This is a genomic window from Pseudomonas sp. D2002, from assembly GCF_013385735.1.
GTDB lineage: Bacteria > Pseudomonadota > Gammaproteobacteria > Pseudomonadales > Pseudomonadaceae > Aquipseudomonas.
On record NZ_JACAPL010000010.1, the window covers coordinates 142,321 to 164,007 of the forward strand.

General features: G+C 61.0%; 23 protein-coding genes. 10 read left to right on the forward strand and 13 right to left on the reverse strand.

The features are described 5' to 3' along the window. Positions 1-149 precede the first annotated feature (149 nt). Positions 150-1,484: an MFS transporter gene (locus tag HX783_RS20290; protein WP_177018035.1), complete on the forward strand. Its 1,335-nt coding sequence runs from the start codon at positions 150-152 to the stop codon at positions 1,482-1,484. 1 nt (position 1,485) lies between these two features. Here HX783_RS20290 and HX783_RS20295 read toward each other — a convergent pair whose 3' ends face one another. Beyond that, complete coding sequence (locus HX783_RS20295) at positions 1,486-2,364, reverse strand: DMT family transporter (RefSeq protein ID WP_159960082.1); 879 nt, start codon at positions 2,362-2,364, stop codon at positions 1,486-1,488. Positions 2,365-2,563: 199 nt separating this feature from the next. Here HX783_RS20295 and HX783_RS20300 point away from each other — a divergent pair, with 199 nt between their 5' ends. From HX783_RS20300 to HX783_RS20310, 3 genes are all read left to right on the forward strand, one after another. Next, on the forward strand, positions 2,564-2,980 hold the full coding sequence (locus tag HX783_RS20300) for a lipoprotein (RefSeq protein WP_159960084.1): 417 nt from the start codon (positions 2,564-2,566) through the stop codon (positions 2,978-2,980). Positions 2,981-3,151: 171 nt separating this feature from the next. After that, positions 3,152-4,039, forward strand: coding sequence for a neutral zinc metallopeptidase (locus tag HX783_RS20305; protein WP_177018036.1), 888 nt, complete (start codon positions 3,152-3,154; stop codon positions 4,037-4,039). Continuing rightward, on the forward strand, positions 4,040-5,026 hold the full coding sequence (locus tag HX783_RS20310) for an alpha/beta hydrolase (RefSeq protein ID WP_177018037.1): 987 nt from the start codon (positions 4,040-4,042) through the stop codon (positions 5,024-5,026). 137 nt (positions 5,027-5,163) lie between these two features. Here the strand turns inward: HX783_RS20310 and HX783_RS20315 are convergent, their stop codons facing one another. The 3 genes from HX783_RS20315 to HX783_RS20325 are packed head-to-tail and all read right to left on the reverse strand — an operon-like array spanning position 5,164 to position 7,228. Continuing rightward, positions 5,164-5,751, reverse strand: a complete 588-nt coding sequence (locus HX783_RS20315; protein WP_159960090.1) for an HAD family hydrolase — start codon at positions 5,749-5,751, stop codon at positions 5,164-5,166. Next, positions 5,748-6,617, reverse strand: coding sequence for an acyl-CoA thioesterase II (tesB, locus tag HX783_RS20320; protein WP_159960092.1), 870 nt, complete (start codon positions 6,615-6,617; stop codon positions 5,748-5,750). The genes HX783_RS20315 and tesB overlap by 4 nt, the downstream gene beginning before the upstream one ends. 41 nt (positions 6,618-6,658) lie before the next feature. Then, entirely contained in the window at positions 6,659-7,228 is a 570-nt protein-coding gene (locus tag HX783_RS20325; RefSeq protein WP_177018038.1) for a GNAT family N-acetyltransferase, read from the reverse strand. A gap of 76 nt (positions 7,229-7,304) precedes the next feature. On the opposite strand from HX783_RS20325, the gene HX783_RS20330 reads away from it, so the two are divergent. Together HX783_RS20330 and HX783_RS20335 are read left to right on the forward strand one after the other, a co-directional pair. Beyond that, positions 7,305-8,225 carry a histone deacetylase gene (locus HX783_RS20330; protein ID WP_159960096.1) on the forward strand — a complete coding sequence of 307 codons (921 nt, stop codon included), beginning with the start codon at positions 7,305-7,307 and terminating at the stop codon, positions 8,223-8,225. 170 nt (positions 8,226-8,395) lie between these two features. Continuing rightward, positions 8,396-9,670: a TIGR03862 family flavoprotein gene (locus tag HX783_RS20335; RefSeq protein ID WP_177018039.1), complete on the forward strand. Its 1,275-nt coding sequence runs from the start codon at positions 8,396-8,398 to the stop codon at positions 9,668-9,670. A gap of 13 nt (positions 9,671-9,683) precedes the next feature. Here the strand turns inward: HX783_RS20335 and HX783_RS20340 are convergent, their stop codons facing one another. From HX783_RS20340 to yedA, 4 genes are all read right to left on the reverse strand, one after another. Next, positions 9,684-9,917 carry a hypothetical protein gene (locus tag HX783_RS20340; RefSeq protein WP_177018040.1) on the reverse strand — a complete coding sequence of 78 codons (234 nt, stop codon included), beginning with the start codon at positions 9,915-9,917 and terminating at the stop codon, positions 9,684-9,686. A 40-nt stretch (positions 9,918-9,957) separates the two neighbouring features. Continuing rightward, entirely contained in the window at positions 9,958-10,308 is a 351-nt protein-coding gene (locus HX783_RS20345; protein WP_177018041.1) for a hypothetical protein, read from the reverse strand. 411 nt (positions 10,309-10,719) lie between these two features. Continuing rightward, positions 10,720-12,057, reverse strand: a complete 1,338-nt coding sequence (locus tag HX783_RS20350; RefSeq protein ID WP_159960100.1) for a DEAD/DEAH box helicase — start codon at positions 12,055-12,057, stop codon at positions 10,720-10,722. Between the two features lie 48 nt (positions 12,058-12,105). Then, positions 12,106-13,002 carry a drug/metabolite exporter YedA gene (yedA, locus tag HX783_RS20355; RefSeq protein ID WP_159960101.1) on the reverse strand — a complete coding sequence of 299 codons (897 nt, stop codon included), beginning with the start codon at positions 13,000-13,002 and terminating at the stop codon, positions 12,106-12,108. Positions 13,003-13,162: 160 nt separating this feature from the next. On the opposite strand from yedA, the gene HX783_RS20360 reads away from it, so the two are divergent. Then, positions 13,163-13,615 (forward strand): Lrp/AsnC family transcriptional regulator, encoded by a 453-nt coding sequence (locus tag HX783_RS20360; RefSeq protein WP_145162303.1) that lies wholly within the window; start codon positions 13,163-13,165, stop codon positions 13,613-13,615. Between the two features lie 128 nt (positions 13,616-13,743). Here the strand turns inward: HX783_RS20360 and HX783_RS20365 are convergent, their stop codons facing one another. Further along, positions 13,744-14,013, reverse strand: a complete 270-nt coding sequence (locus HX783_RS20365) for an acyl carrier protein (protein WP_177018042.1) — start codon at positions 14,011-14,013, stop codon at positions 13,744-13,746. Positions 14,014-14,347: 334 nt separating this feature from the next. On the opposite strand from HX783_RS20365, the gene HX783_RS20370 reads away from it, so the two are divergent. Beyond that, complete coding sequence (locus tag HX783_RS20370) at positions 14,348-14,656, forward strand: DUF3077 domain-containing protein (RefSeq protein WP_159960103.1); 309 nt, start codon at positions 14,348-14,350, stop codon at positions 14,654-14,656. 300 nt (positions 14,657-14,956) lie between these two features. On the opposite strand, the gene HX783_RS20375 is transcribed toward HX783_RS20370, so the two are convergent. From HX783_RS20375 to HX783_RS20385, 3 genes are all read right to left on the reverse strand, one after another. Continuing rightward, a complete protein-coding gene (locus HX783_RS20375; RefSeq protein ID WP_177018043.1) occupies positions 14,957-15,568 on the reverse strand; it encodes a PolC-type DNA polymerase III in 612 nt (203 codons plus the stop codon). Between the two features lie 29 nt (positions 15,569-15,597). Continuing rightward, positions 15,598-16,074 (reverse strand): NYN domain-containing protein, encoded by a 477-nt coding sequence (locus tag HX783_RS20380; protein WP_017139349.1) that lies wholly within the window; start codon positions 16,072-16,074, stop codon positions 15,598-15,600. Between the two features lie 117 nt (positions 16,075-16,191). After that, positions 16,192-16,956, reverse strand: coding sequence for a DUF2076 domain-containing protein (locus HX783_RS20385; protein ID WP_177018044.1), 765 nt, complete (start codon positions 16,954-16,956; stop codon positions 16,192-16,194). A gap of 180 nt (positions 16,957-17,136) precedes the next feature. Between HX783_RS20385 and HX783_RS20390 the strand changes: the two genes are divergently transcribed. Together HX783_RS20390 and HX783_RS20395 are read left to right on the forward strand one after the other, a co-directional pair. Next, on the forward strand, positions 17,137-17,796 hold the full coding sequence (locus tag HX783_RS20390) for a YciC family protein (RefSeq protein WP_177018045.1): 660 nt from the start codon (positions 17,137-17,139) through the stop codon (positions 17,794-17,796). A 40-nt stretch (positions 17,797-17,836) separates the two neighbouring features. Beyond that, on the forward strand, positions 17,837-18,925 hold the full coding sequence (locus HX783_RS20395; RefSeq protein WP_177018046.1) for an endonuclease/exonuclease/phosphatase family protein: 1,089 nt from the start codon (positions 17,837-17,839) through the stop codon (positions 18,923-18,925). Between the two features lie 172 nt (positions 18,926-19,097). Here HX783_RS20395 and hrpB read toward each other — a convergent pair whose 3' ends face one another. Further along, positions 19,098-21,605, reverse strand: coding sequence for an ATP-dependent helicase HrpB (hrpB, locus tag HX783_RS20400; protein WP_177018047.1), 2,508 nt, complete (start codon positions 21,603-21,605; stop codon positions 19,098-19,100). Positions 21,606-21,687: the final 82 nt, after the last annotated feature.

Consider the following 21,687-nt stretch of genomic DNA (forward strand, 5'->3'; position numbering starts at 1 on the left):
TAAAATGTACGAACCAGTTAGTTTTTCGGGCGATTACCGAACACTATGCCGGTTTGGCGAATTGACGATGTTTTAACCGCTGCGCACCATCGAACCTGCACCAAGACCCAGAACACACCATAAAAATTTCAAAAAACGGGTACGACCTCATGCCTCTGCAAAATCCCGCCCTGGCCGCGCGCCCGGGCAACCCGCAAGCCGGTATCGGCGACAAAATCCGCGGCGCCATGGCCGTGGGTAAAACGCGCTGGGGCATGCTGGCCCTGGTGTTCTTCGCCACCACGCTTAACTACATCGACCGCGCCGCGCTCGGCGTGATGCAGCCGATCCTGGCCAAGGAGATGAGCTGGACGGCGATGGACTACGCCAACATCAACTTCTGGTTCCAGGTCGGCTACGCCATCGGCTTTGTGTTGCAAGGCCGGCTGATTGACCGAGTCGGCGTGAAGCGCGTGTTCTTCTGCGCGGTGCTGCTGTGGAGTCTGGCCACCGGCGCCCACGGCCTGGCCACCTCGGCCGTAGGGTTTATGGTCTGCCGCTTTATTCTCGGGCTGACCGAGGCCGCCAACTACCCCGCCTGCGTCAAGACCACCCGCCTGTGGTTTCCGGCCGGTGAGCGTGCGGTGGCCACGGGTATCTTCAACGCGGGCACTAACGTTGGCGCAATGATGACGCCGATGCTGCTGCCGCTGATCCTGCACGTGTGGGGCTGGCAGGCGGCGTTCCTGTGCATGGCATCGTTGGGGGCTATCTGGCTGGTGTTCTGGGGCTTGAAGTACTACAACCCGGAAGACCATCCGACGGCCAAACAATCCGAATTGGACTACGTGCAACAGGAGGTCGAACCCGACCAACCCAGCGTGCCTTTCAGCCGCATCCTGCGTATGCGTGGCACCTGGGCCTTCGCCCTCGCCTACGCGATGACCGCGCCGGTGTTCTGGTTCTACCTGTACTGGCTGCCGCCGTTTTTGAACCAGCAATACAACCTGGGCATCAACGTAACCCAAATGGGCATCCCGCTGATCATCATCTACCTGACCGCCGACTTCGGCAGCGTGGGCGGAGGGATTCTGTCCTCGTTCCTGATCGGCCGCGGGATGAACCCGATCAAGGCGCGGTTGTTGTCGATGTTGCTGTTTGCCTGCTGCATCGTCGGCGTCATCATGGCCGCGGGCTCCAGCCAGCTGTGGGTCGCCGTGTTCGCCATCTCCCTGGCCATCGGCGCGCACCAGGCCTGGACCGCCAACATCTGGAGCCTGGTGATGGACTACACGCCCAAGCACATGATGAGCACGGTGTTCGGTTTCGGGGGTATGTGCGCGGCCATTGGCGGCATGTTCATGACCCAGATCGTCGGTCATATCCTCACGGTCACGAACAACAACTACACCGTACTGTTCACGCTGATCCCGGCGATGTACTTCATTGCGCTGACGTGGATGTACTTCATGGCACCGCGCAAAATTCCAAAAGTCGACGTTTGAGTCAACGCCGCCGCTGCTGCCAGGCAGCGGCCAACCCGCTCATGCAGATCACCCCGATGCCGACCACCGTGGTCATGTCGGGGGTATGCTTGAACACCAGCCAGCCCAACAACCCCGCAAACACGATCTGGCAATAGCCGAACGGCGCCAGCAAGGCCGGCGCCGCAAAGCGGAAGGCCTGGGTCAACATCAAGTGGGCGGTCATCCCGCACGTGCCCAGCGCCAACATCAGCACGCCGTGCCACAGCGTCGGCAGATGCCAGAAGAACGGCACCAGCGCACTCATCACCAAGGTATTGCACAGCCCGGCAAAAAAGTTGCTGGTGGTCGGCGTGTCGTACTGGCTGAGGATGCGCGTAAGCAGTTGGTAGAAGCAGAAGAACAGCGCCGAACACAGCGGCAGCAACACCGCCGGCGTGAACAGCTCACCGCCGGGATGGATGATGATCAGCACGCCGACAAACCCGCAGATCACCGCCAGCCATTGGCCGCGTGTCACGTGCTCCCCGAGCAGCGGCACCGATAGCGCCGTCACCAGGATTGGCGCGAGGAAGTTCACCGCCGTGGCTTCCGCCAACGGGATGTAATGCAACGCAGCGGTAAAAAACAGGCTGGTGCCCAACAGGCACAACGCCCGTACCACCTGCATGCCGGGGCGTTTGCTGCGCAGCACGCGCAAGCCCGATTGCGGCAGGAAGATGCCGGCCATCAACAAGGTATGCACCAGGTAACGCGCCCACACCACCATCACAATCGGATAGAACCCGGCCAGGTATTTCGACAGGGCGTCGTGGCTGGAAAACAGAAACGTCGCCACCACAATCAACAAAATGCCTTTGAAAGGATGGTTGACGCCGGAAAGGGGTGTACTGACAGTCATTGAATTCTCTTGCGTGGCGGGCTGATCGCTGAGCACTGAACGCAATAGCACTCAACCCGGTAATCTAGCAGGCGGGCCGGAGTCCGCCCCAAGAGCATAACCAAACACCGTGCGAACAGCGCACTAAATCACGGGATTTGAGTCCAACGCTGCACGTTTCCCCGCGCGTTGCACACTTTTTAACCAAGGCCTTGCCGCTATGAAAAAAACACTCTTCGTTCTTTCTGCCTTCGCCCTGCTCACTGCTTGTAACCAAGAGTCCAAGGAAGCCCCCAAACCCGCACCGGCGTCGGTGCAAGCCACCTTGGTGCCGGCTACCCCGCCCACCGACAAATGGGTCGGCAAATGGATTGGCGTCGAAGGCTTGAACCTGACCATCGCCAAGGACGACAGCATCGGCCGTGGTCATTACATTCTGACCATGAAGTATGGCCTCGACGCCGACGACGAAGGCACCTTCAAGGGTGAGGCTAACGAAGACGGCATCGCCTTTACCCGCCCGGACGGCCCGCAACAGCTGAGCGCCGGCGACGGTGAAGCCACCGGCCTGAAATGGCTGGCGGATAAAAAAGACTGCCTGATTGTCGATACCGGCGAAGGCTACTGCCGCGACTGACCCCGCGCAGCTGACACAACTTTCATCTGGCGCCCCTGCCTGCACGGCCTGACAGCAGCGATACTAGGCAACTCTCGTCTCTTGTCGGACAGCCGGGCTGGCGCCATTCATTCGCACCAACAACACTGCTCTTGGAAAAGTGTTCGACAGGTTCATCGAGAGGATTGCCCCATGCTATGGAAAAAAGGCCGACGCAGCGACAACGTGGTAGATGCCCGCGATGACAGTGGCGGCGGCGGTGGCGGCATGCGCTTTGGCGGCGGCAAGGGCCTGAGTTTGACGGCGATCGTGCTGATCGTCGGGATCGGCTGGCTGACCGGCCAGGACCCGCTGCAGATCCTCGGCCAGTTGACCGGCCAGGTCGAGCAAGCGCCGTCGGTGAGCACGCAATCACGCCAGGCACCGCCGGCCAACGACGAGCAAGCCGATTTTGTCCGCGCGGTACTGGGCGATACCGAAGACACCTGGGGCCAGGTGTTCAAGGAAAATGGGTTGGTCTACAAAAACCCGAAACTGATTCTGTTCCGGGGCCGGGTAAATTCCGCCTGCGGTGGCGCGACCTCAGCCAGCGGCCCGTTCTACTGCCCGGCTGACCAGCAAGTGTATCTGGACCTGGATTTCTTCCGGGAAATGTCGCAACGCTTCAAGGCCGCCGGTGATTTCGCCCAGGCCTACGTGATCGCCCACGAAGTCGGGCACCACGTGCAAACGCTGTTGGGCATCTCGGCCAAGATTCAAGCCGCACGCCAACAGGGCCGGCAGATGCAAGGCGACGGCGGCCTGCTGGTACGCCAGGAACTGCAAGCCGACTGTTTCGCCGGTGTGTGGGCCAACCGTGCGCAAAAGCGCCTGAACTGGCTGGAGCCCGGCGATATTGAAGAAGCACTGAATGCGGCCAACGCCATCGGCGATGACCGTTTACAGCAACAGGGTCAAGGCCGCGTAGTGCCGGACTCGTTTACCCACGGCACCTCGGCACAGCGGGTTCGCTGGTTCAAGACTGGCTTCGCCCAGGGCCAGATCACTCAATGCGACACTTTTACAGCGAAGAGTCTTTAGATGAATAAACGATTGGGTCTAGTGCTGAGTTTGATGATTGCCTGCTCTTCCTCCACCTGGGCTGCCGAAAAAGAACACGGCGTCAAAGTGGTCAGTCCCGATCGTTTTCAACTGGATGCCGGCGCCCTCAGCATGGGCCTGAGCCAGGACTGGAGCCAGCCGCTGCCCAATGTCACTCGCGCACTGATCATCGTGCACGGTCGCCTGCGTAATGCGCAGACCTACCTGCAAAGCGGTGAAGACGCGGCCAGCGCTGCCGGGGTTGCTGCCAACACCCTGGTGATTGCGCCGCAGTTTCTCAATGAGTCGGACATAAAGCGCAACCACCTCGACAACCAGGTGCTGCGCTGGAACGGCAATGACTGGATGGCCGGCGATCCCTCCACCGGGCCAGGCCAGATCAGCTCCTACGGCGCCCTCGACCAGATCATCAAGCACCTGGGCAACCGCAAGCTGTTCCCGGCACTCAAAGAAATCGTGGTGGCTGGCCATTCCGGCGGTGGGCAAGTGGTGCAGCGCTTCGCCCTCACCGGCCACGACCACCCAATGCTGCAAACCGAAGGCATCAGCCTGCGTTACGTGGCGGCCAACCCGTCGTCCTACGCCTACTTCAGCCCACAGCGCCCGGTCAAATTCGACGCGGCCAGTTGCCCAGGCTTCAACGACTGGAAATACGGCATGCAAAACCTGCCGGACTACGCCAAGGGCCAGAGCGCACAACAGCTTGAACAGGCCTACGTGTCACGCAACATCACTTACCTGCTGGGCCAGCAAGACACCGACCCGAACCACCCGGCGCTGGATAAAAGCTGCGAAGCCGAAACCCAGGGCGCGTATCGCCTGATTCGTGGGCACAACTACTTTGATTACCTCAAGGCGCGCCATCCGCAGCTGACCCAGAAGCTGGTGGAAGTGCCGGGGGTTGGGCATAACGGCGATGGGATGTTCACTTCGCCTGAAGGGCAGAAGGTACTGTTCGGGAAATAACAGTAGCTGACGAAGCCGGATTAAAAATGTGGGAGCGGGCTTGCTCGCGAATGCGGCCTTTCAGTCAACTTATCTGTGACTGACCCACCGCTTTCGCGAGCAAGCCCGCTCCCACATTTTGGTCTTCATCGCTTGAGCTAAATCATCCGGCGCAAAACCGCGCAATCCGCCGCATGCCAATCCGCCAACTCCGGCCACGGGTTCTCCGGCAAGTTCACCAACACCGTCCTGGTCCCCGCCGCCCGCCCGCAATCCAGGTCAAAGCGGTAATCCCCGACCATCACCATCTCACTGGGCGACACTGCCCACGCCGCCGCCAACTTCAGCAACCCACCCGGATCCGGCTTGGGCGGCGCATCATCACGCCCCAACACATCCTCGACGGCAAAGCAGTCCGCCAGGCCAATCGCCTCCAGGGTGATATGCGCCAACTCCCGCGCATTACGCGTGAGGATGCCGAGGCGATAACCGCGCCCGGCCAATTCGCGTACCAGTTCCACCGCGCCATCGGCCGCAATAGAACCCAGCGCCAGTTCGCGCTCATGCTCCAGCAGCCAGGCATGCTTGGCTGCCGCAACGTCTGCCGGCAAGGCCGCCAGATGGGTGAGGATGTCATCCTCGGGCGGAATCTCCAGCGCCACGCGAATCGCAGCAAAATCATGCACGGCCACCGTGAGGGTGCCGTCCATGTCAAACACCCAATGCTTAACGTCCGACAGGCTCATGCCCAATCCTTGCGATGGCGAATCAAGCCTTCCTGGGTCACCGACGCCACCAGTTGCCCGGCGCGGTTGTACACGCTGCCACGCGAGAAACCCCGCGAGTTGCCGGCCCACGGGCTGTCCATCGCATACAGCAACCAGTCATCGGCGCGCAGGTCAGCGTGGAACCACAGCGCATGGTCGAGGCTGGCGACCTGCATATCTTTCTGCCACACGGTCTTGCCGTGGGGCAGCAACGAGGTGGTCAACAGGCCGAAGTCCGAGGCGTAGGCCAGCAGGTATTTATGCAGCGCCGGCGCATCAGCCAAGGCGCCGTCGGCCCTGAACCACACGTATTTGACCGGGTCGGACGGCTGCGGGTTGTACGGGTCTTTTTCCGTGACCGGGCGCACTTCGATCGGCTTGGGGCACAGCAACTTGTCGCGCATGTGCTCAGGAATCAGGTGCGCACGCTGCTTGGTCAGTTCCAGCTCCGACGGCAGGTTTTCCGGGCCGACTACCACGGGCATGGTGGTCTGGTGCTCAAAGCCTTGCTCGTCGTACTGGAACGAGGTGGTGCAGGTGAAAATCGGGTTGCCCTTCTGGATCGCCGTGACGCGGCGGGTGCTGAAGCTGCCGCCATCGCGCACGCGGTCCACCGAGTACACCACCGGCAAAGACGCATCGCCGGGGCGCAGGAAATAACCGTGCAGGGAATGCACATGCCGCGCTTCTTCTACGGTCTGGCTGGCCGCCGACAGCGACTGGCCGAGTACTTGGCCGCCGAACAGCTGGCGAAAACCCAGGTCCTGGCTGCGGCCGCGAAAGAGGTTTTCCTCGATCGGCTCCAGGGTCAGCAAGTCCACCAGATCTTCCAATACTTGGCTCATAGAGCAACTCCTACAACAATCGATAGGGCATTCCGGGCTGCTTATCCGTGCAGCGTGTCCAACCATTGGGCGCGGGTGATGCGGTACAAAACATGATGGCGCAGCGGGTCATCGGCTGCGACCTTGGGGTGTTCAAAATCTGCCAGGGGATCGTAATGCATACCGATGGCCTGCATGACTTTTTGTGATGGCAGATTGGTTTCGGTGGTAAACGCGAGGATTTCATCCAGTTGCAGCCGGTCGAAACCACAGCGCAGCGCCGTCCAGGCCGCCTCGCTGGCGTAACCCAGGCCCCAATGCTCGCGAGCCAGGCGCCAGCCGATTTCTACCGCCGGGGTGAAGTCCGCTTCAAAGCTGACATTTTGCAGCCCGGTCAGGCCGATAAATTCGCCGGTGTCCTTGCGCTGCAAGGCCCACAGGCCAAAGCCGTATTCAGCGAAATGCCCGCGAATGCGGCCAATCAACGCGGCGCTTTCCAGATGGCTCAGCTTGGCCGGGAAATAACGCATCACCTGCGGGTCGGCGCACATGTGCGCAAATTCCGGTAAGTCGCTGTCGCGCCATTGGCGCAGCACCAGCCTTGCGCTTTCCAATTCCAGTATCGGCTCCATGGGTCCCCCTCCCTTGCCATGTGCGTGAGTGTACAGCGCTGGTAAGATCCTTCGCAGGTTCCCGTCAGAAAATCCCATGCCACTGCCATTGATCTACCACGATGATTACAGCCCGGAGTTCCCGGCGGACCACCGGTTCCCAATGGACAAGTTTCGCCTGTTGCGCGATCACCTGGTGGACAGCGGCCTGACCGAGGACCGCCAACTGCTGCGCCCCGAACTGTGCCCGCCCGAGATTCTGGCCCTGGCCCACGACGCTGGGTACATCGAACGCTACATGGGCGGCGAGTTGTCCCGCGAAGACCAGCGGCGCCTCGGCCTGCCGTGGAACGAAGCCCTGGCGCGGCGCACCGTGCGCGCGGTCGGCGGCTCGATACTCGCCGCCGAACAAGCACTTGAACACGGCCTGGCCTGCCACTTGGCGGGCGGCACCCACCACGCCCACTACGATTACCCGGCCGGCTTTTGCATCTTCAATGACCTCGCGGTGATCAGCCATTACCTGCTGGCCAGCGGCCGCGTTAACCGCGTGCTGATCTTCGACTGCGACGTGCACCAGGGCGACGGCACCGCGCGCATCCTCCACGACACGCCGGACGCCATCACCGTGTCGCTGCATTGCGAAAAGAACTTCCCCGCGCGCAAGGCCCAGAGTGACTGGGACATCCCACTGCCCATGGGCATGGGCGACGCCGATTACCTCAAGGTGGTCGACGACGCGCTCAACTACTTGCTGCCGCTGTACCAGCCCGACCTGGTGCTGTACGACGCCGGCGTCGATGTACACAAGGATGACGCCCTCGGGTACCTCAAGCTGACAGACGCAGGCGTCGCCGCCCGTGATGAAAGTGTGATGCGCCACTGCCTGGGCCGCGACATCCCGGTGATGGGCGTGATCGGCGGCGGCTACAGCAAGGACCGCCCCGCCCTGGCCCGCCGCCACGGCATCCTGCACCACAGCGCGCAGCGGGTGTGGACGTCATCAGGTTGTCATTGAAGTGTGCGCGTTACCCACAATGCCTGTGGAACGGCCTGTGGATAACTTGAGCGTAAGGGCCTGAGAGCGAGTAGCCGTATGGCCTGTAGGAAAGTGTACGTTTTTTGATCAGGCATCTACGTCGCCGTCGGGTAGAATGCTCGGCCTATTCAGCGACCGCAGCCTTGCCCATGCCTCAGACCTCTTCTCAACACGTCACTATCATCGGCGGCGGCCCTGCCGGGCTGATGGCCGCTGAAGTCTTGAGCCAGGCGGGCGTGCGCGTGGACCTGTATGACGGCATGCCGTCGGTGGGGCGCAAATTTCTGCTGGCGGGCGTGGGCGGTATGAACATCACCCACTCGGAGGCATACCCGGCGTTCCTGTCGCGCTATGCCGAACGCGCGCCGCACATGGCGCCGCTGCTGCGGGCGTTTGGTGCCGACGCCTTGTGCGAATGGATTCATGGCCTGGGCATACAAACCTTTATCGGCACCTCCGGCCGCGTGTTTCCTACCGACATGAAAGCCGCCCCACTGCTGCGCGCCTGGCTTAAGCGCCTGCGCGACCACGGCGTGGTTATCCACACCCGGCATCGCTGGCTGGGCTGGGCTGACGACGGTGGCTTACTTATCCACAGCCCGGACGGCGAGAAAACTGTCCACAGCGACGCGGTGCTGCTGGCCCTAGGCGGCGGCAGCTGGTCGCGCCTGGGCTCCGACGGCGCCTGGCTCAAGTTGCTGGAAGACAAAGGCGTGCCTTACGCCGCACTGCAACCGAGCAATTGCGGCTTCGAGGTGTCAGCCTGGAGTGAATTGATGGTGAGCAAATTCGCTGGCGCGCCGTTGAAAAACGTCGCCATCGGCCTGGCGGATGACAAGCCTCGGCTGGGCGAATGCGTGGTCACGGCCACCGGCATCGAAGGCAGCTTGATCTACGCGCTGTCGGCATCGATTCGTGAAGCCATCAATCGCGACGGCTCGGCCACGGTGCACATCGACCTGCTGCCGAGCAAGCCGCTGGACAAGGTGCAGGCTGCCTTGGCCAAGCCGCGTGGTTCGCGCTCGATGAGCAAGCATTTGCACAGCCAGTTGGGCCTGGACGGGGTCAAGGCGGCCCTGCTGCGCGAGTTGGCGCCCGCAGAACACTTCAATGACCCGGCGCAGCTGGCGGTGGCGATCAAGGCGCTGCCGCTGACCTTGGTGAAGACGCGGCCGCTGGATGAGGCGATCAGCACGGCGGGTGGCGTGCCGTTTGAGGCGCTGGATGAGCGGCTGATGCTCAAGCAATTGCCGGGGGTATTTTGTGCCGGGGAGATGCTGGATTGGGAAGCGCCGACCGGCGGGTATCTGCTGACAGGCTGTTTTGCCAGCGGGCGGGCGGCCGGGCGAGGCGTTCTAGAGTGGCTGGCCTTGCCCCACTCAACAACAGAACGCCGCGTAGTGGGGATACCGATTCAGGAATGACCCACACCGGGTTTTACTGCAAAGGTTTTCTCAGGCCACCCCGAAACAACGGCAAATCTGCTTTTTGTTTCGCGCGTAACGCCATAACGGCCGTGCGCATCCTCTCATTAGCCTGCTGCCAAACGTTGAGCAAATGCTCATCCATCGGAAATCGTTCTATCGCCTCCTCCGAAGCCGGTTGAGTGGGTGGCCGATAGACAGGCTCTAACGCTTCACGCTCCAAGTCGTCCAAATACGTTTTTTTCACCTTATACACCCTCCGCTACAGAACTATTCCACCTGCACAATCAATTGGTAATAGGGTATTTATAAGCCTTGTAACTAGCACCAAACTTGTTCTCCCACTCTTTAACCTTAGGTGCGTCTGGCCCCAGTAACGTTATCAATTTATCGATAAACTCCTTCTGCACCTGGTAGGGCTCATCGCCGCTTTCGTAAAGGGGGGCAACTGCTTTGTCGTAGTCACTGAGCAGTGTTTGGTACTCCTTTAACGCTGTTTTTCTCATGCCATCATATATATCTTCACCCTTCTGCTTTTCTTCGGGCGAGATATTAAAGTGGCTTCCCATATGTTCCAGGAACTTCCTGTATTCGCGAAAAGCGGGATACAGAGCCCCCTCCTCCTCATACTTCTTCACTCGGACCCACAGCTCTTGGCCTTTTAGTGATGCCTTTTCATATGCAACGATCTCCGCGGCTTTTTTTCCGCGGCATCCGCTGCCTTACTCTTCCGAGACTCATTAAGCCCTATTCCGGCGCCTATAACTAGCAGGCCCCCTACCACAGCTGCCCCAATCGGAACCAGAAAAACAGCCATACTCACCTCTCTATTTTAATTTGATATTTACAATAGATCAGTGGCGAGTAAGAAATCTAAGTTCCAAACACGTACAGGGCAGTTGATGACAAAAAGTTTCTACGCAGGGTGAAACACACAAATAAATTTATACAATTATTAACCTGTCGTTTCGACACCTTGCAGGGCGTCGAGTGAGCGGCATTGCACCGCTCACTTAATTCACCACGCCTTTGTTAATCAAACAAAAGACTTACTTCTTCTTACGCGGCCCCGTGTTAAAAACAGGCACTTTACGCACCGGCTTGATCGAAGGCTCCGACGGCGCCACGTCGCCACTGTCCACCCACTTGCCCAAATTGCGCTTACCACCGCCACCACCCGAAGCCTTGGGCTTCTTCGGTTTCTTCGGTTTCTTCACCACCTGGCCACTGGCATCGGTGTCCGGCACACGGTGCTCCGGTTCGAAGTCCGGCTCCATCTTGCGGGTCAAAGTCTGACGCGTCAGCATCTCGATGGCCGACAGCATGTTCACCTCATCGGCACACACCAGCGAAATCGCCTCGCCGGTATTGCCCGCCCGGCCGGTGCGGCCGATACGGTGGATGTAATCCTCGGCCACGATCGGCAGGTCAAAGTTGACCACCAACGGCAGGTCTTCGATATCCAGGCCACGCGCCGCCACGTCGGTGGCCACCAGAATCTGCACGTCGCTGGACTTGAAGCGGTCCAGCGCACGTTGGCGGGTTGCTTGGGGTTTGTCGCCGTGGATGCCGTCGGCATTGATGCCCAGGCCCTGCAACTTATCCACCAGCGCATCCACGCCGTTACGGGTTTTGGCGAACACCAGCACCTGCTTCCAGCGGCCCTTGCGCATCAGGTGCACAAACAGCTCCGGCTTGCGCTTCTTGTCCACCGGCACCACCCATTGCTTGACGGTGTTGGCAGCGACGTTGCGCGGGCTCACTTCGATGCTCAGCGGGTCGTTGAGCATCTGCCCGGCGAGCAGGCGGATGTCATCGGAGAAGGTCGCGGAGAACAGCAAGGTCTGGCGCTTTTTCGGCAGCATGCGGTAGATGTTCGCCAGCTCTTCGGAAAAGCCCAGGTCGAGCATGCGGTCGGCTTCATCCAGCACCAGGGTTTGCAGCTGGTTGAGCTTCAGCGCGTTCTGGCGGAACAGATCGATCAGGCGGCCCGGCGTGGCGACCAGAATGTCGACGCCCTTGCGCAGCTTCATCATCTGCGGGTTGATGCTCACGCCGCCGTACACCGCGTACGTGGTCAGCGGCAGGTGCTGGGCGTATTCGGCGACGCTGGCGTGAACCTGCTCGGCCAGCTCGCGGGTCGGGCACAGGATCAGGGCGCGCGCCGAGTTGGCGGCCACTTTCGGCCCTTCCATGGTCAGCAATTGCAGGAGCGGCAGGGCGAAACCTGCGGTCTTGCCGGTGCCGGTCTGGGCCGCGGCCATCAGGTCGCGACCGGCCAGCACCGCCGGAATGGCTTGCGCCTGCACCGGCGTCGGGGTCTGGTAGCCAAGCGTCTCGAGGGCGCGCAGCAAGGGTTCGATCAGGCCAAGTGTGGCGAAAGTCATGTGTTTACCGTAGGAAAAATTCAGCGCAAGGTCGCAATGCGCCGCAGTTTACCTTATTTCCGGCTTGGGCTTGCGCCACTGGGGCAGGCTGATCAACAGCACGGCGCTGATGATCACCAGCATCGCCAGGGCTTCTTCCATGCCGATGGTCTCGCCGACAAACACAATGCCCAGCAACACCGCCACGGCCGGGTTCACGTAGGCATAGCTGGTCGCGGCCGCTGGGCGTACGTGCTTGAGCAGGTACATGTAAGCATTGAAAGCGATGATCGAGCCGAACACAGCCAGATAGGCCAAGGCCAGCCAACCTTCAATCGGCGGGATTGAATGCAGGCGCTCACCGGTCAGCGCACTGCCCACCAGCAGCAAAGCACCGGCGATGATCATCTCGGCCGCACTGGCCATGGCGCCCGCCGGCAACGGCAAGTGCCTGCTCCACACCGAGCCGAAGGCCCAAGAGGCCGCAGCAAACAGCAACAGCATCGCCCCGGTCGGGCTCGACTGCAGGTTGGAACCCATGTTGAGCATGGCGATGCCGATAATCCCCAACACCACGCCAGCCCATTCCAGACGGGTATTGCGCGCGCCCCAGAAATACCCGCACAGCAAGGTAAACAACGGCACCGTCGCCACCGCCAACGCCGCCACGCCGGAGGCAACGCCCGTGTGCTCGGCCACCGTCACCGCGCCATTACCAAAGGTCAGCAGCAAAATGCCGATCTTGGCGGCGGCCTTCCACTGCACCCACGTCGGCGCAGGCGCCCCGCGCCAGCGCAAATAGCCATACATCGCCAGCCCCGCCACCAGGAATCGAATTCCGCCGAGCATCAACGGTGGCCAGTACTCCACGCCGATTCGAATCACCAGATAGGTGGAACCCCAAATCACATACAGCGCAAAAAAAGCGGCGATCAACGGTAAGGGAAAACGACGTGGGCCAGGCATTGGGTAGCTCTGCGGCAGAAGAAGGGAGGCTTATTCTAGAAAGGCAGTACGCTAAACATAAGTTACAAAACCTGTTTAAACCGCCCGTACACTTTTCAAAACATGGTTATGAAGGCTATAAACCGTGCATTCGAAAGCCACGCGTAACCGGAGCCTTATCATGGACAAATACGACCGCATGCTCCTCAGCGCTTTGCTCGAAGACGGCCGCGCTTCCTACGCGCAACTGGCCCGCACGGTAAACCTCTCCGCCCCCGCCGTGGCCGAGCGCGTGGCCAAGCTGGAAGCCAGTGGCGTGATCACCGGGTATCAGGCCAAGGTGGACTTGTCCAAAATCGGCCTGCCGATCCAATGCACGATCGAACTGCGCTTGACCAACAACGGCAGCCAGAAGGTGTACGACGCCCTCGCGGAAATCCCCGAGCTGACCGAATGTCATCGGGTAACGGGCGACCCGTGCGTGATCATGCAAGCGGCGGTGGGCTCGATGCCGGAGCTGGAGAACCTGATCAATCGAGTGGCGAAATTCGGCTTCAGCAAGACCTCGATTATTTTGTCGAGTGCGATAGCGCGGCGGGTGCCGTTGGGGCAGTTGGAAGGGAAAGCCACCTGACACCGATCGTTCCCACGCTCTGCGTGGGAATGCCGCCAAGGACGCTCTGCGTCCGCTCTTGAGGTCGTGACGCAGAGCGTCACAGGAGGCGTTCCCACGCGGAGCGTGGGAACGATCAAACAGGCAATTTACTGTGGGAGCCGGCTTGCCTGCGATGGCGTCAGTTGCCTCACAATCAAGTCGACAATCTGCTTGATGGTCGTGATGTGATCCCAGTCTTCCTGAGTCGCCTGCAGGTTGAATTGCCATTTGATCTGCATGACAAAGCACGTCAAATCCTCATCAATGATCTTGAAGTCATGGATGAAATCCGTTTGCTCAGTCACTTGGCTTCGGTCGATAAAACCAATGATATCGACGAACAGCTGAATCACTTTTTCGGTGATCTCATTTCTCATAAAACCAAATTCCTTTTCGCTACTAACGAGCAGGATCTTAATTGTTTGGAAGAAGTCAGCGTTTGGCGAAAGAGAAACCAGAAGAATCCGACATTGCAACAAGACTCAACCTACTGACTGTTCCGATATGTCGCAAAAGCCCCCTCCAAGGCGTGATGTTTCAGTGGCCAGCAAGACCGATCCCTTTCATTTGCGGGAAGTTTCCTAGCGACGTTTCATGCCTTGTCCCGGTTAAATTCCACCGCTAGTCTTCCCCACGTCATCGGCCCTTCGGTGACCGGAAGTGCAAGCCGAAATTGACGAAGGAGAGAGTTACAAGTCCCGGAGACTCAACATGGTCAAAACAACCTCTACTTCAACTGATAACCAGACAAACTTCCTCAGCGAAGACGCCCTGCTCAACCGCCGAGCCATTGACTACTACCTCAAAGCATCCGCCCCGGACGCACCCAACTTTGTTCTGAACGACAACCTGAGCTTCGAAGACGCCCTGGCCCATGCGGCGGATTTGCTGCATTGCGCGGTGGAGACGGCGCAGGTGGCGGGTGAGACGATCAGCGCGCAGCAGCGGGCGGTGATGCACTTGGTGGGGATGGCGAAGGAGGTGGTGGAGCGGGCGTTGGCGTGTGTGCAGCCGCGATAGGCAACCGCCGATCGTTCCCACGCTCTGCGTGGGAATGCCGCCAAGGACGCTCTGCGTCGGCTCTTGAGGTCGTGACGCAGAGCGTCACAGGATGCGTTACCACGCGGAGCGTGGGAACGATCAAAAGAAGTGGTGGGTCGGGCGTTGGCGTGTGTGCAGCCTCGATAGGCAACCACCGATCGTTCCCACGCTCTGCGTGGGCATGCAGCCCAGGACGCTCTGCGTCCGCTCTTGAGGTCGTGACGCGGAGCGTCACAGGAGGCGTTCCCACGCAGAGCGTGGGAACGATCATCGCAAGCGTCAGAACCCGCGATGCTTCTTCAGATGCTCATTGATCTTCGCCGCCGGCACTTTCTGCAGGGTGCATAGCAGGTCGTGGGACAGTTCGCGCAAACCGTGGGTACGGCGCAATTCTTCAGCCAGATGCGCCGTGAGGTTGGCCGCCATCTCCGCATCCGCCATCGCCCGGTGAGCCTTGCCGGTGTGGGGCAGTTGGGCGAACGAATTCAGCGTGCCGAGCTTGTGGTTCGGCGCCGAAGGCATCAAACGGCGCGCCAGCAGCAGCGAGCAGGCGAATTTTTGCAGGCGGGTGCGGCGGATCAGGCCCAGTTCGAAGTCCCAGAACTTCTGGTCGAACGCGGCGTTGTGCGCCAGCAGGGGCGTGGTGCCGACGAACTCATTCACTTCGTTCATCACCCGCTCGGCCGGCGGTGCGCTGCGCAGCATGGCGTTGCTGATCCCGGTGAGCTGTTCGATAAACCCCGGCACGCGCACGCCAGCATTCATCAGGCTCTGGTAGCGGTCCACGATTTGGCCGCGCTCAAGGATGACCACCGCAATTTCCGTGGCCCGGCAGTGGCTGCTCGGGGTGATGCCGGTGGTTTCAAAGTCGATGACCGCTATACGTTCCAAACCTGTTCCAACTCCGTCTGACAATTGACTTATTTGAGCAGCAACGCGCCTTCGATCGGCACGTAGCGGCTGGCGGCGCGTATCAGTGAATTGGCCGTCAGCCCCGGCACGCCGTAGGCCACGGCTTCGACGCCGTGCTTTTGGATGATGCGTTCGAGCAGCATGTCGAAATCACCGTCGCCGGAGGCCAGCACCACTTCGTCGACGTGGTCGGCGGCGTCCATGATGTCCAGGGTAATGCCCACGTCCCAGTCGCCCTTCGCCGAGCCGTCAGCACGCTGAATGTACGGCTTGAGTTTCACCGTAAAGCCCAGGTTGCGCAGGATCTGCTGGAATTGCTGCTGCTTGCTGTCGCCACGGTCGATGGCATACGCATACGCCTCGACGATCTGCCCGCGCGAACTGATGTCCGCCCACAGGGCCGCGTAGTTGAAGTGGCAGCCGTAGGCCTGGCGCACGGTGTAGTAGAGGTTTTGTACATCGGCGAACACCGCAATTTTCTTCACCGCACTTCCTCATGACAGCCAGGCGCCAGCGCCCGGAAAGGCGCCAGTATGCCAGCCATGGGGAAGTTTCAGCGAAAAATCAGCCCGGGGCGACGAAGCGCCCCGGTTGAGTGCGGGTCAGACGAAGGAGTCGTCGTCGCCAAAAGACGAGGAATCGTCGGAATAGTCGTTGTCGGCGAAGCTGTCCGAGGAATTGTCGTTGCCCCAGCTGTCATTGCCGGCGAACTTTTGGTCGTCGTTGCCCCAGTTGCCGTTGTCGCTGGCTGGCGCGGGCTCTTCGCGGATGATTTCTTCCACGACTTGTGGCTGTTGCGAGTTGTGGCTGAACAGGCTGCTGATGCCTTCAGCCAGCATCACACCACCGGCCACGCCGGCAGCAGTTTTCAGCGCGCCACCGAGGAAGCCGCTGCCAATCGGCGCGGCGGGTGCTTGCTGGGGCTGCTGGTAATTTTGCTGCGGCGCGCCGTAGTTTTGCTGGGGTGCAGGCTGACCGAAAGACGGCCGCGCCGGTTCACGCCAGCCACCGGAGGAGGGCGGAGCGCTTTGTGCCGGCTGCGAGTCACGGGAACCGCCGCCAAAGATGCTCGACAGGAAACCACCGCTGCTCGGCGCAGGTTGTGCGGCCTGAGACTTGGCCCGCTGCAACTCATCCTGCAATTGCTGGATCTGCTGCGCCTGTTGCTTGTTCTGCGCGTCGAGGCTTTTGATCGCGTGTTCTTGCACCAGGATCGACTGGGTCATGTAGTACCCGGCGGCCGGTTGGCGAGTCATGTGCTCCTTGATCCGCGCTTCAGCCAGGGCGTCGCGGGGGGCTGAGTCCGTTTCGGCTTGTTGCAACCGTGAAAACAGTCCATCGATCAGGGTTTGCTCTTCGCTGTTCATGGCGACCTCGTTAGATTGCCGGTAGAAATCATGGGCCTGCCTGTAATCAAGCAAGCTACGCCCTAGTTATGGGGCTCTTGACCGACGTTTCAATGGTCTTTACGCAAGGTTTACGTTTGCTTACGGCCGGCCATGATCGGTTAAAGTGTGGGCCTTGCTTTTAGGCCTGTGATGAACCTGATGAATCCGTTAGACGTATTGCGCGACTCCTTCCGTTTCACCCTGCGCAACCTGGGCGCCATCGTCCAGTTGTGCCTGCCGTTGGTGATTCTCGAAGCCTTCCTGCAACAGTTGCTCGACCACACGCTGGGCCCGAATACGTTCCCCGGTTCCCCCATGGTGGCGAGCTTGTTGGTGTACCCGCTGTACACCGGCGCCTTGATCCTGTTTCTTGACGCGCGTACCCGTGGCGAGTCGCCGCGCACTAAAGATGTGTGGGCGATGGCGCTGACCCTGTGGCCACGTTTGGCCCTGCTGACAGCCATCAGCTCGCTGCTGCTCGTGTATGCGTTTTCGTTGTATTACCTGCCGGGCCTGGGCCTGATGGTCATCCTGGCGTTTGCCGAATACGTGCTGGTATTACGCGGCATGTCGGCGCTGGAAGCGATAAAGGAAAGTGTGCGCCTGAGCCGTGGGCACTTCTGGCGAATTCTGGTGTGCCTGCTGTGCGTAATGACACCGCTATTGCTGCTCAAGGGCGTCAGCGAGGCGGCCTATCCTGATCCCGCGCCGCTGCTGGGCCTGTTGATCGACAGCGCCCAAAGCTTCCTGCAACTGTTTACCTGCGTGGTGATGTTTCGTTTATTCATGCTGATCGGTGGCGATGCCGACGCGCGGTGATATGCTCCGTGCCATTCCTGGAACGCTATAAGCCGAGCCGATGACCCGTTTAGTGCGCATCACCCTGTTGAGCCTGTTGATCATCGCGGGCCTGCTCGCCGCCCTGATCTACAGCCTGACCTGGCGCCCTGCCGACAAAGAAACCCTGCCCGTGAGCTGCGTCGCGCCCCGTGCGCCGACCTTGCTGCCGGGGCAGGCGCTCAAGGTCATGACCTGGAACGTGCAGTACCTGGCCGGCAAAAACTACGTGTTCTGGTACGACACCGCCGACGGCAGCGGCCCGGACGACCGTCCTACCGTGGAAGACATGGCCTCCAGCCTCGACGAAGTCGCGCGGGTGATCCGCGATGAACAACCCGACATCCTGTTGTTGCAGGAACTCGACGAAAACGCCAAGCCGTCGCACTACCAGGATCAAATCGCGCTGCTGCAAGAACGCCTGGTCGACCTTTACCCGTGCAGCGCCCAGGCCTTCGACTGGAAAGCCGACTTTGTGCCCAACCTGCATATCTTCGGCAGCGTCGGCCGCAAGCTGGTGACCCTCAGCCGCTACCAGATCGAACATGCCGAACGCCTGCAACTGCCGGTGTCCCCGGCCAACTTCATCAGCCGCCAGTTCCAACCCAAACCCGCGTTATTGCTGACCTACCTGCCGCTCAGCGATGGCGGCCAACTGGCCGTGCTCAATACCCGCCTGGATGGCGACAGGCCTGGGCGTTCGGCGGTGCAGGAGCAGGCTAAAGCCACGGTGAAATTGCTGGATAAGTTCGAAGGCCGTGGCACGCCCTGGCTGATCGGCGGGGATTTCAACTTGCTGCCACTGGGGCAATTCCTGCGCCTGGATGCCGGCAAGCGCGGCCAGTATTCGCCGGACAGCGAGCTGCATCTGCTGTGGGATAAATACCCGATGATCCCAAGCAACAGCGAATCCAGCGGCATCGACCGTGAGAAATGGCTGACGCACTTCCCAAATGACCCGAACGTGGATGGCCCGGATCGTACGTTGGATTATTTGTTTTACAGCCCACGGATCAAGCGGGTGGAGGCGAAAGTGCGGCAGGAAGATACGCTGCGTATTTCCAATCACCTGCCGGTGATAGCACGCTTCCTGTTGCCTGCCGCTCAATAACCCCACACCACAAAGCTCAATATGTATGGGGACTTTTGTGGGAAGGGGCTTTTGTGGGAGCTGGCTTGCCTGCGATAGCATCGCCTCGGTGAAACAGATAGACCGAGTCGTCTGCATCGCAGGCAAGCCAGCTCCCACACAAGCCAGCTCCCACATTAGATCTGCACAATGCCTACTTGCGCGGTTTGATCCTGGCCGTCGCTTCCGCCACCAACGGGTCATCCGGCCAGTAATGCTTCGGATACCGCCCCTTCAAATCCTTCTTCACCTCGGCATAGGTACTGCGCCAGAAATTCGCCAGGTCCTGCGTCACCTGCACCTGCCGCCGCGCCGGGGACAGCAGGTGCAGCTTGACCACCTGGCGCCCACCGGCAATGCGTGGTGTGTCCGCCAGCCCGAACAACTCCTGCAGGCGCACTGCCAGAATTGGCGGTTGTTCGCTGTAGTCCAAACGTACCGATGAGCCCGAGGGCACTTTCACGTGCTGGGGCGCCAGCTCGTCCAGGCGTTGCGGCAGCGGCCAGGGCAGCAGGTTGTGCAGGAAGCTTGCAATATCCAGGTTGGCGAAATGGCTGAGGCGCGAGACTTTGCCCAGGTAGGGCATCAGCCAGTGTTCCAGGCTGGCGAGCAGCGCCTTGTCGCTGATATCTGGCCATTCGCTGGTTTTGCCGGCGTCCAGTTGGCGCAGCAGCATGACGCGGGCCTGCCATTGGCGCAGCTCGGGCGTCCACGGCAGCAGTTCCAGGCCTTTGCGGCGCACGAGGTTGACCAGTGCCTGGCTACGCGCAGACTCGTCGAGGCCGGTGAGCGGTTCGCGGCTGAGCACCAGTTCGCCGACTTTGCGCTGGCGTTCGGCGCGCAACACGCCTTCGCGTTCGTCCCAGTCCAACTGGTCGACATTGCGCACTTGCTCGGCAAGGACCGTGTCGAACAGCGCCGGGTCAAAATCGGCGGCCAGGTAGATGCGTTCTTCGCGCTGGCCCTGGCGGCTGCCGAGGTCGGCAATCACCAGCCAGGGTTGTTTCATCAAGCTGTCGGCCTCGGCGAACAGCGCGGCGCGGCCGTTGGCCAGGCGGTATTCGGCGCCGCCGGGGCGGCGTTGCTGGGCGACGCGGTCCGGGTAGGCCAGCGCCAGCAAGGCGCCGAGCCAGCGCGGGTGATCGGGGTCGGCCACGGCTTGCGTCGCCTGGCCTCTTAAATAGCCGCGGTATTGCCGCGCCAGTTGCTTGGCTCGCTGCACGCCGCCTTGGGTGCCGCGCGCGCGTTCTTCGCCGGACATCAGCGCCAAGCGGCTGTGCAAATCCGCACCGCCGCCGCGCAAGATGTCGCGCTCGCCCAGCAACGCGGCGACATCACAGGCAGTGGCCGCCAGCCCGAGGTCCTGCCCACGCAACAACAAATGGGCGATACGCGGATGCGCCGGCAACTCGGCCATCTTCTGGCCGTGGGCGGTGAGTTTGTCGTCGTTCAAGGCGCCCAGGCGTACCAGCAAATCCTGGGCTTGGGCATACGCGGCGGTCGGCGGCACATCCAGCCACACCAACTGCGTCGGCGTGACGCCCCAACGCGCCAGTTGCAAGGCCAACCCGGCAAGGTCGGCGGCGAGGATTTCCGCGCTGCCATACGCCGCCAAGCCTTCATGCTGGTCTTCGGACCACAGCCGATAACACACGCCCGGTTCCAACCGCCCTGCCCGGCCGGCACGCTGGGTGGCGCTCGCGCGGGAGATGCGTTGGGTGTCGAGACGAGTCATGCCGCTGCCGGGGTCGAAACGCGGCACCCGCGCCAACCCGGCGTCGATCACCACGCGCACGCCATTGATGGTCAGGCTGGTCTCGGCAATGTTGGTGGCCAGCACCACTTTGCGTTTGCCGGCGGGTGCCGGGTCGATGGCGGCACGCTGGGCGTTGAGGTCGAGTTCACCGTGCAGTGGGCACAGCAACACATCGGGGCGATCACCCAGGGCGTCGGCCAGTTGCTGATTAACGCGGCGAATCTCGGCCTGGCCCGGCAGAAACACCAGGATGCTGCCGGTCTCGTCATGCACTGCCTCGAGAATGGTCTGCACCACACGCGGCTCAATAAATTCACCGGCCTGATACGGCCGGCCCCAGCGCATCTGCACCGGGAACATACGCCCTTCGCTGCGCAGGATCGGCGCGTCGTCCAGCAGCCCGGCCAGGCGTTCGCCTTCAAGGGTGGCGGACATCAACAGGATTTTCAGCGGCTGCTCATCGCGAAACAAATCGCGGCCGTTCAGGCTCAGGGCCAACGCCAGGTCGGCGTCGAGGCTGCGCTCATGGAATTCGTCGAAGATCAACAGGCCCACGCCGTCCAGCGCCGGGTCGTCCTGCAAACGCCGGGTGAGGATGCCTTCGGTGACCACTTCGATGCGCGTGTTGGGGCCGACTTTGCTGTCCAGACGAATGCGATAGCCGACGGTTTCGCCGACCTTTTCCCCCAGCTCACTGGCCAGGCGTTCGGCGGCGGCGCGGGCGGCGAGGCGGCGGGGTTCGAGCATCAGGATGGTTTGCCCGGCCAGCCACGGTTCGTTCAACAATGCCAGGGGCACGCGGGTGGTTTTACCGGCGCCGGGCGGCGCTTCCAGCACGGCTTCATGGCGAATCGCCAAGGCGTCACGCAGGGCGGGTAAAACATCATCGATCGGCAACGAATTCATACTGGCTCCAAAGCAGAGCGGCGAGTATAACGGCGAACTGCCGGATGCCGGTGGTGGTCTCAAAAACACCGCACACTCCCAC

Coding starts and splice junctions, on each gene's coding strand:
- HX783_RS20305 (WP_177018036.1), top strand. CDS start 3,152: ATGCTATGGAAAAAAGGCCGACGCAGCGACAACGTGGTAGATGCCCGC.
- HX783_RS20360 (WP_145162303.1), top strand. CDS start 13,163: ATGGACAAATACGACCGCATGCTCCTCAGCGCTTTGCTCGAAGACGGC.
- HX783_RS20370 (WP_159960103.1), top strand. CDS start 14,348: ATGGTCAAAACAACCTCTACTTCAACTGATAACCAGACAAACTTCCTC.
- hrpB (WP_177018047.1), bottom strand. CDS start 21,605: ATGAATTCGTTGCCGATCGATGATGTTTTACCCGCCCTGCGTGACGCC.
- HX783_RS20335 (WP_177018039.1), top strand. CDS start 8,396: ATGCCTCAGACCTCTTCTCAACACGTCACTATCATCGGCGGCGGCCCT.
- HX783_RS20300 (WP_159960084.1), top strand. CDS start 2,564: ATGAAAAAAACACTCTTCGTTCTTTCTGCCTTCGCCCTGCTCACTGCT.
- HX783_RS20315 (WP_159960090.1), bottom strand. CDS start 5,751: ATGAGCCTGTCGGACGTTAAGCATTGGGTGTTTGACATGGACGGCACC.
- HX783_RS20390 (WP_177018045.1), top strand. CDS start 17,137: ATGAATCCGTTAGACGTATTGCGCGACTCCTTCCGTTTCACCCTGCGC.
- HX783_RS20330 (WP_159960096.1), top strand. CDS start 7,305: ATGCCACTGCCATTGATCTACCACGATGATTACAGCCCGGAGTTCCCG.
- HX783_RS20395 (WP_177018046.1), top strand. CDS start 17,837: ATGACCCGTTTAGTGCGCATCACCCTGTTGAGCCTGTTGATCATCGCG.
- HX783_RS20350 (WP_159960100.1), bottom strand. CDS start 12,057: ATGACTTTCGCCACACTTGGCCTGATCGAACCCTTGCTGCGCGCCCTC.
- HX783_RS20295 (WP_159960082.1), bottom strand. CDS start 2,364: ATGACTGTCAGTACACCCCTTTCCGGCGTCAACCATCCTTTCAAAGGC.
- HX783_RS20365 (WP_177018042.1), bottom strand. CDS start 14,013: ATGAGAAATGAGATCACCGAAAAAGTGATTCAGCTGTTCGTCGATATC.
- HX783_RS20290 (WP_177018035.1), top strand. CDS start 150: ATGCCTCTGCAAAATCCCGCCCTGGCCGCGCGCCCGGGCAACCCGCAA.
- HX783_RS20385 (WP_177018044.1), bottom strand. CDS start 16,956: ATGAACAGCGAAGAGCAAACCCTGATCGATGGACTGTTTTCACGGTTG.
- HX783_RS20310 (WP_177018037.1), top strand. CDS start 4,040: ATGAATAAACGATTGGGTCTAGTGCTGAGTTTGATGATTGCCTGCTCT.
- yedA (WP_159960101.1), bottom strand. CDS start 13,002: ATGCCTGGCCCACGTCGTTTTCCCTTACCGTTGATCGCCGCTTTTTTT.
- HX783_RS20325 (WP_177018038.1), bottom strand. CDS start 7,228: ATGGAGCCGATACTGGAATTGGAAAGCGCAAGGCTGGTGCTGCGCCAA.
- tesB (WP_159960092.1), bottom strand. CDS start 6,617: ATGAGCCAAGTATTGGAAGATCTGGTGGACTTGCTGACCCTGGAGCCG.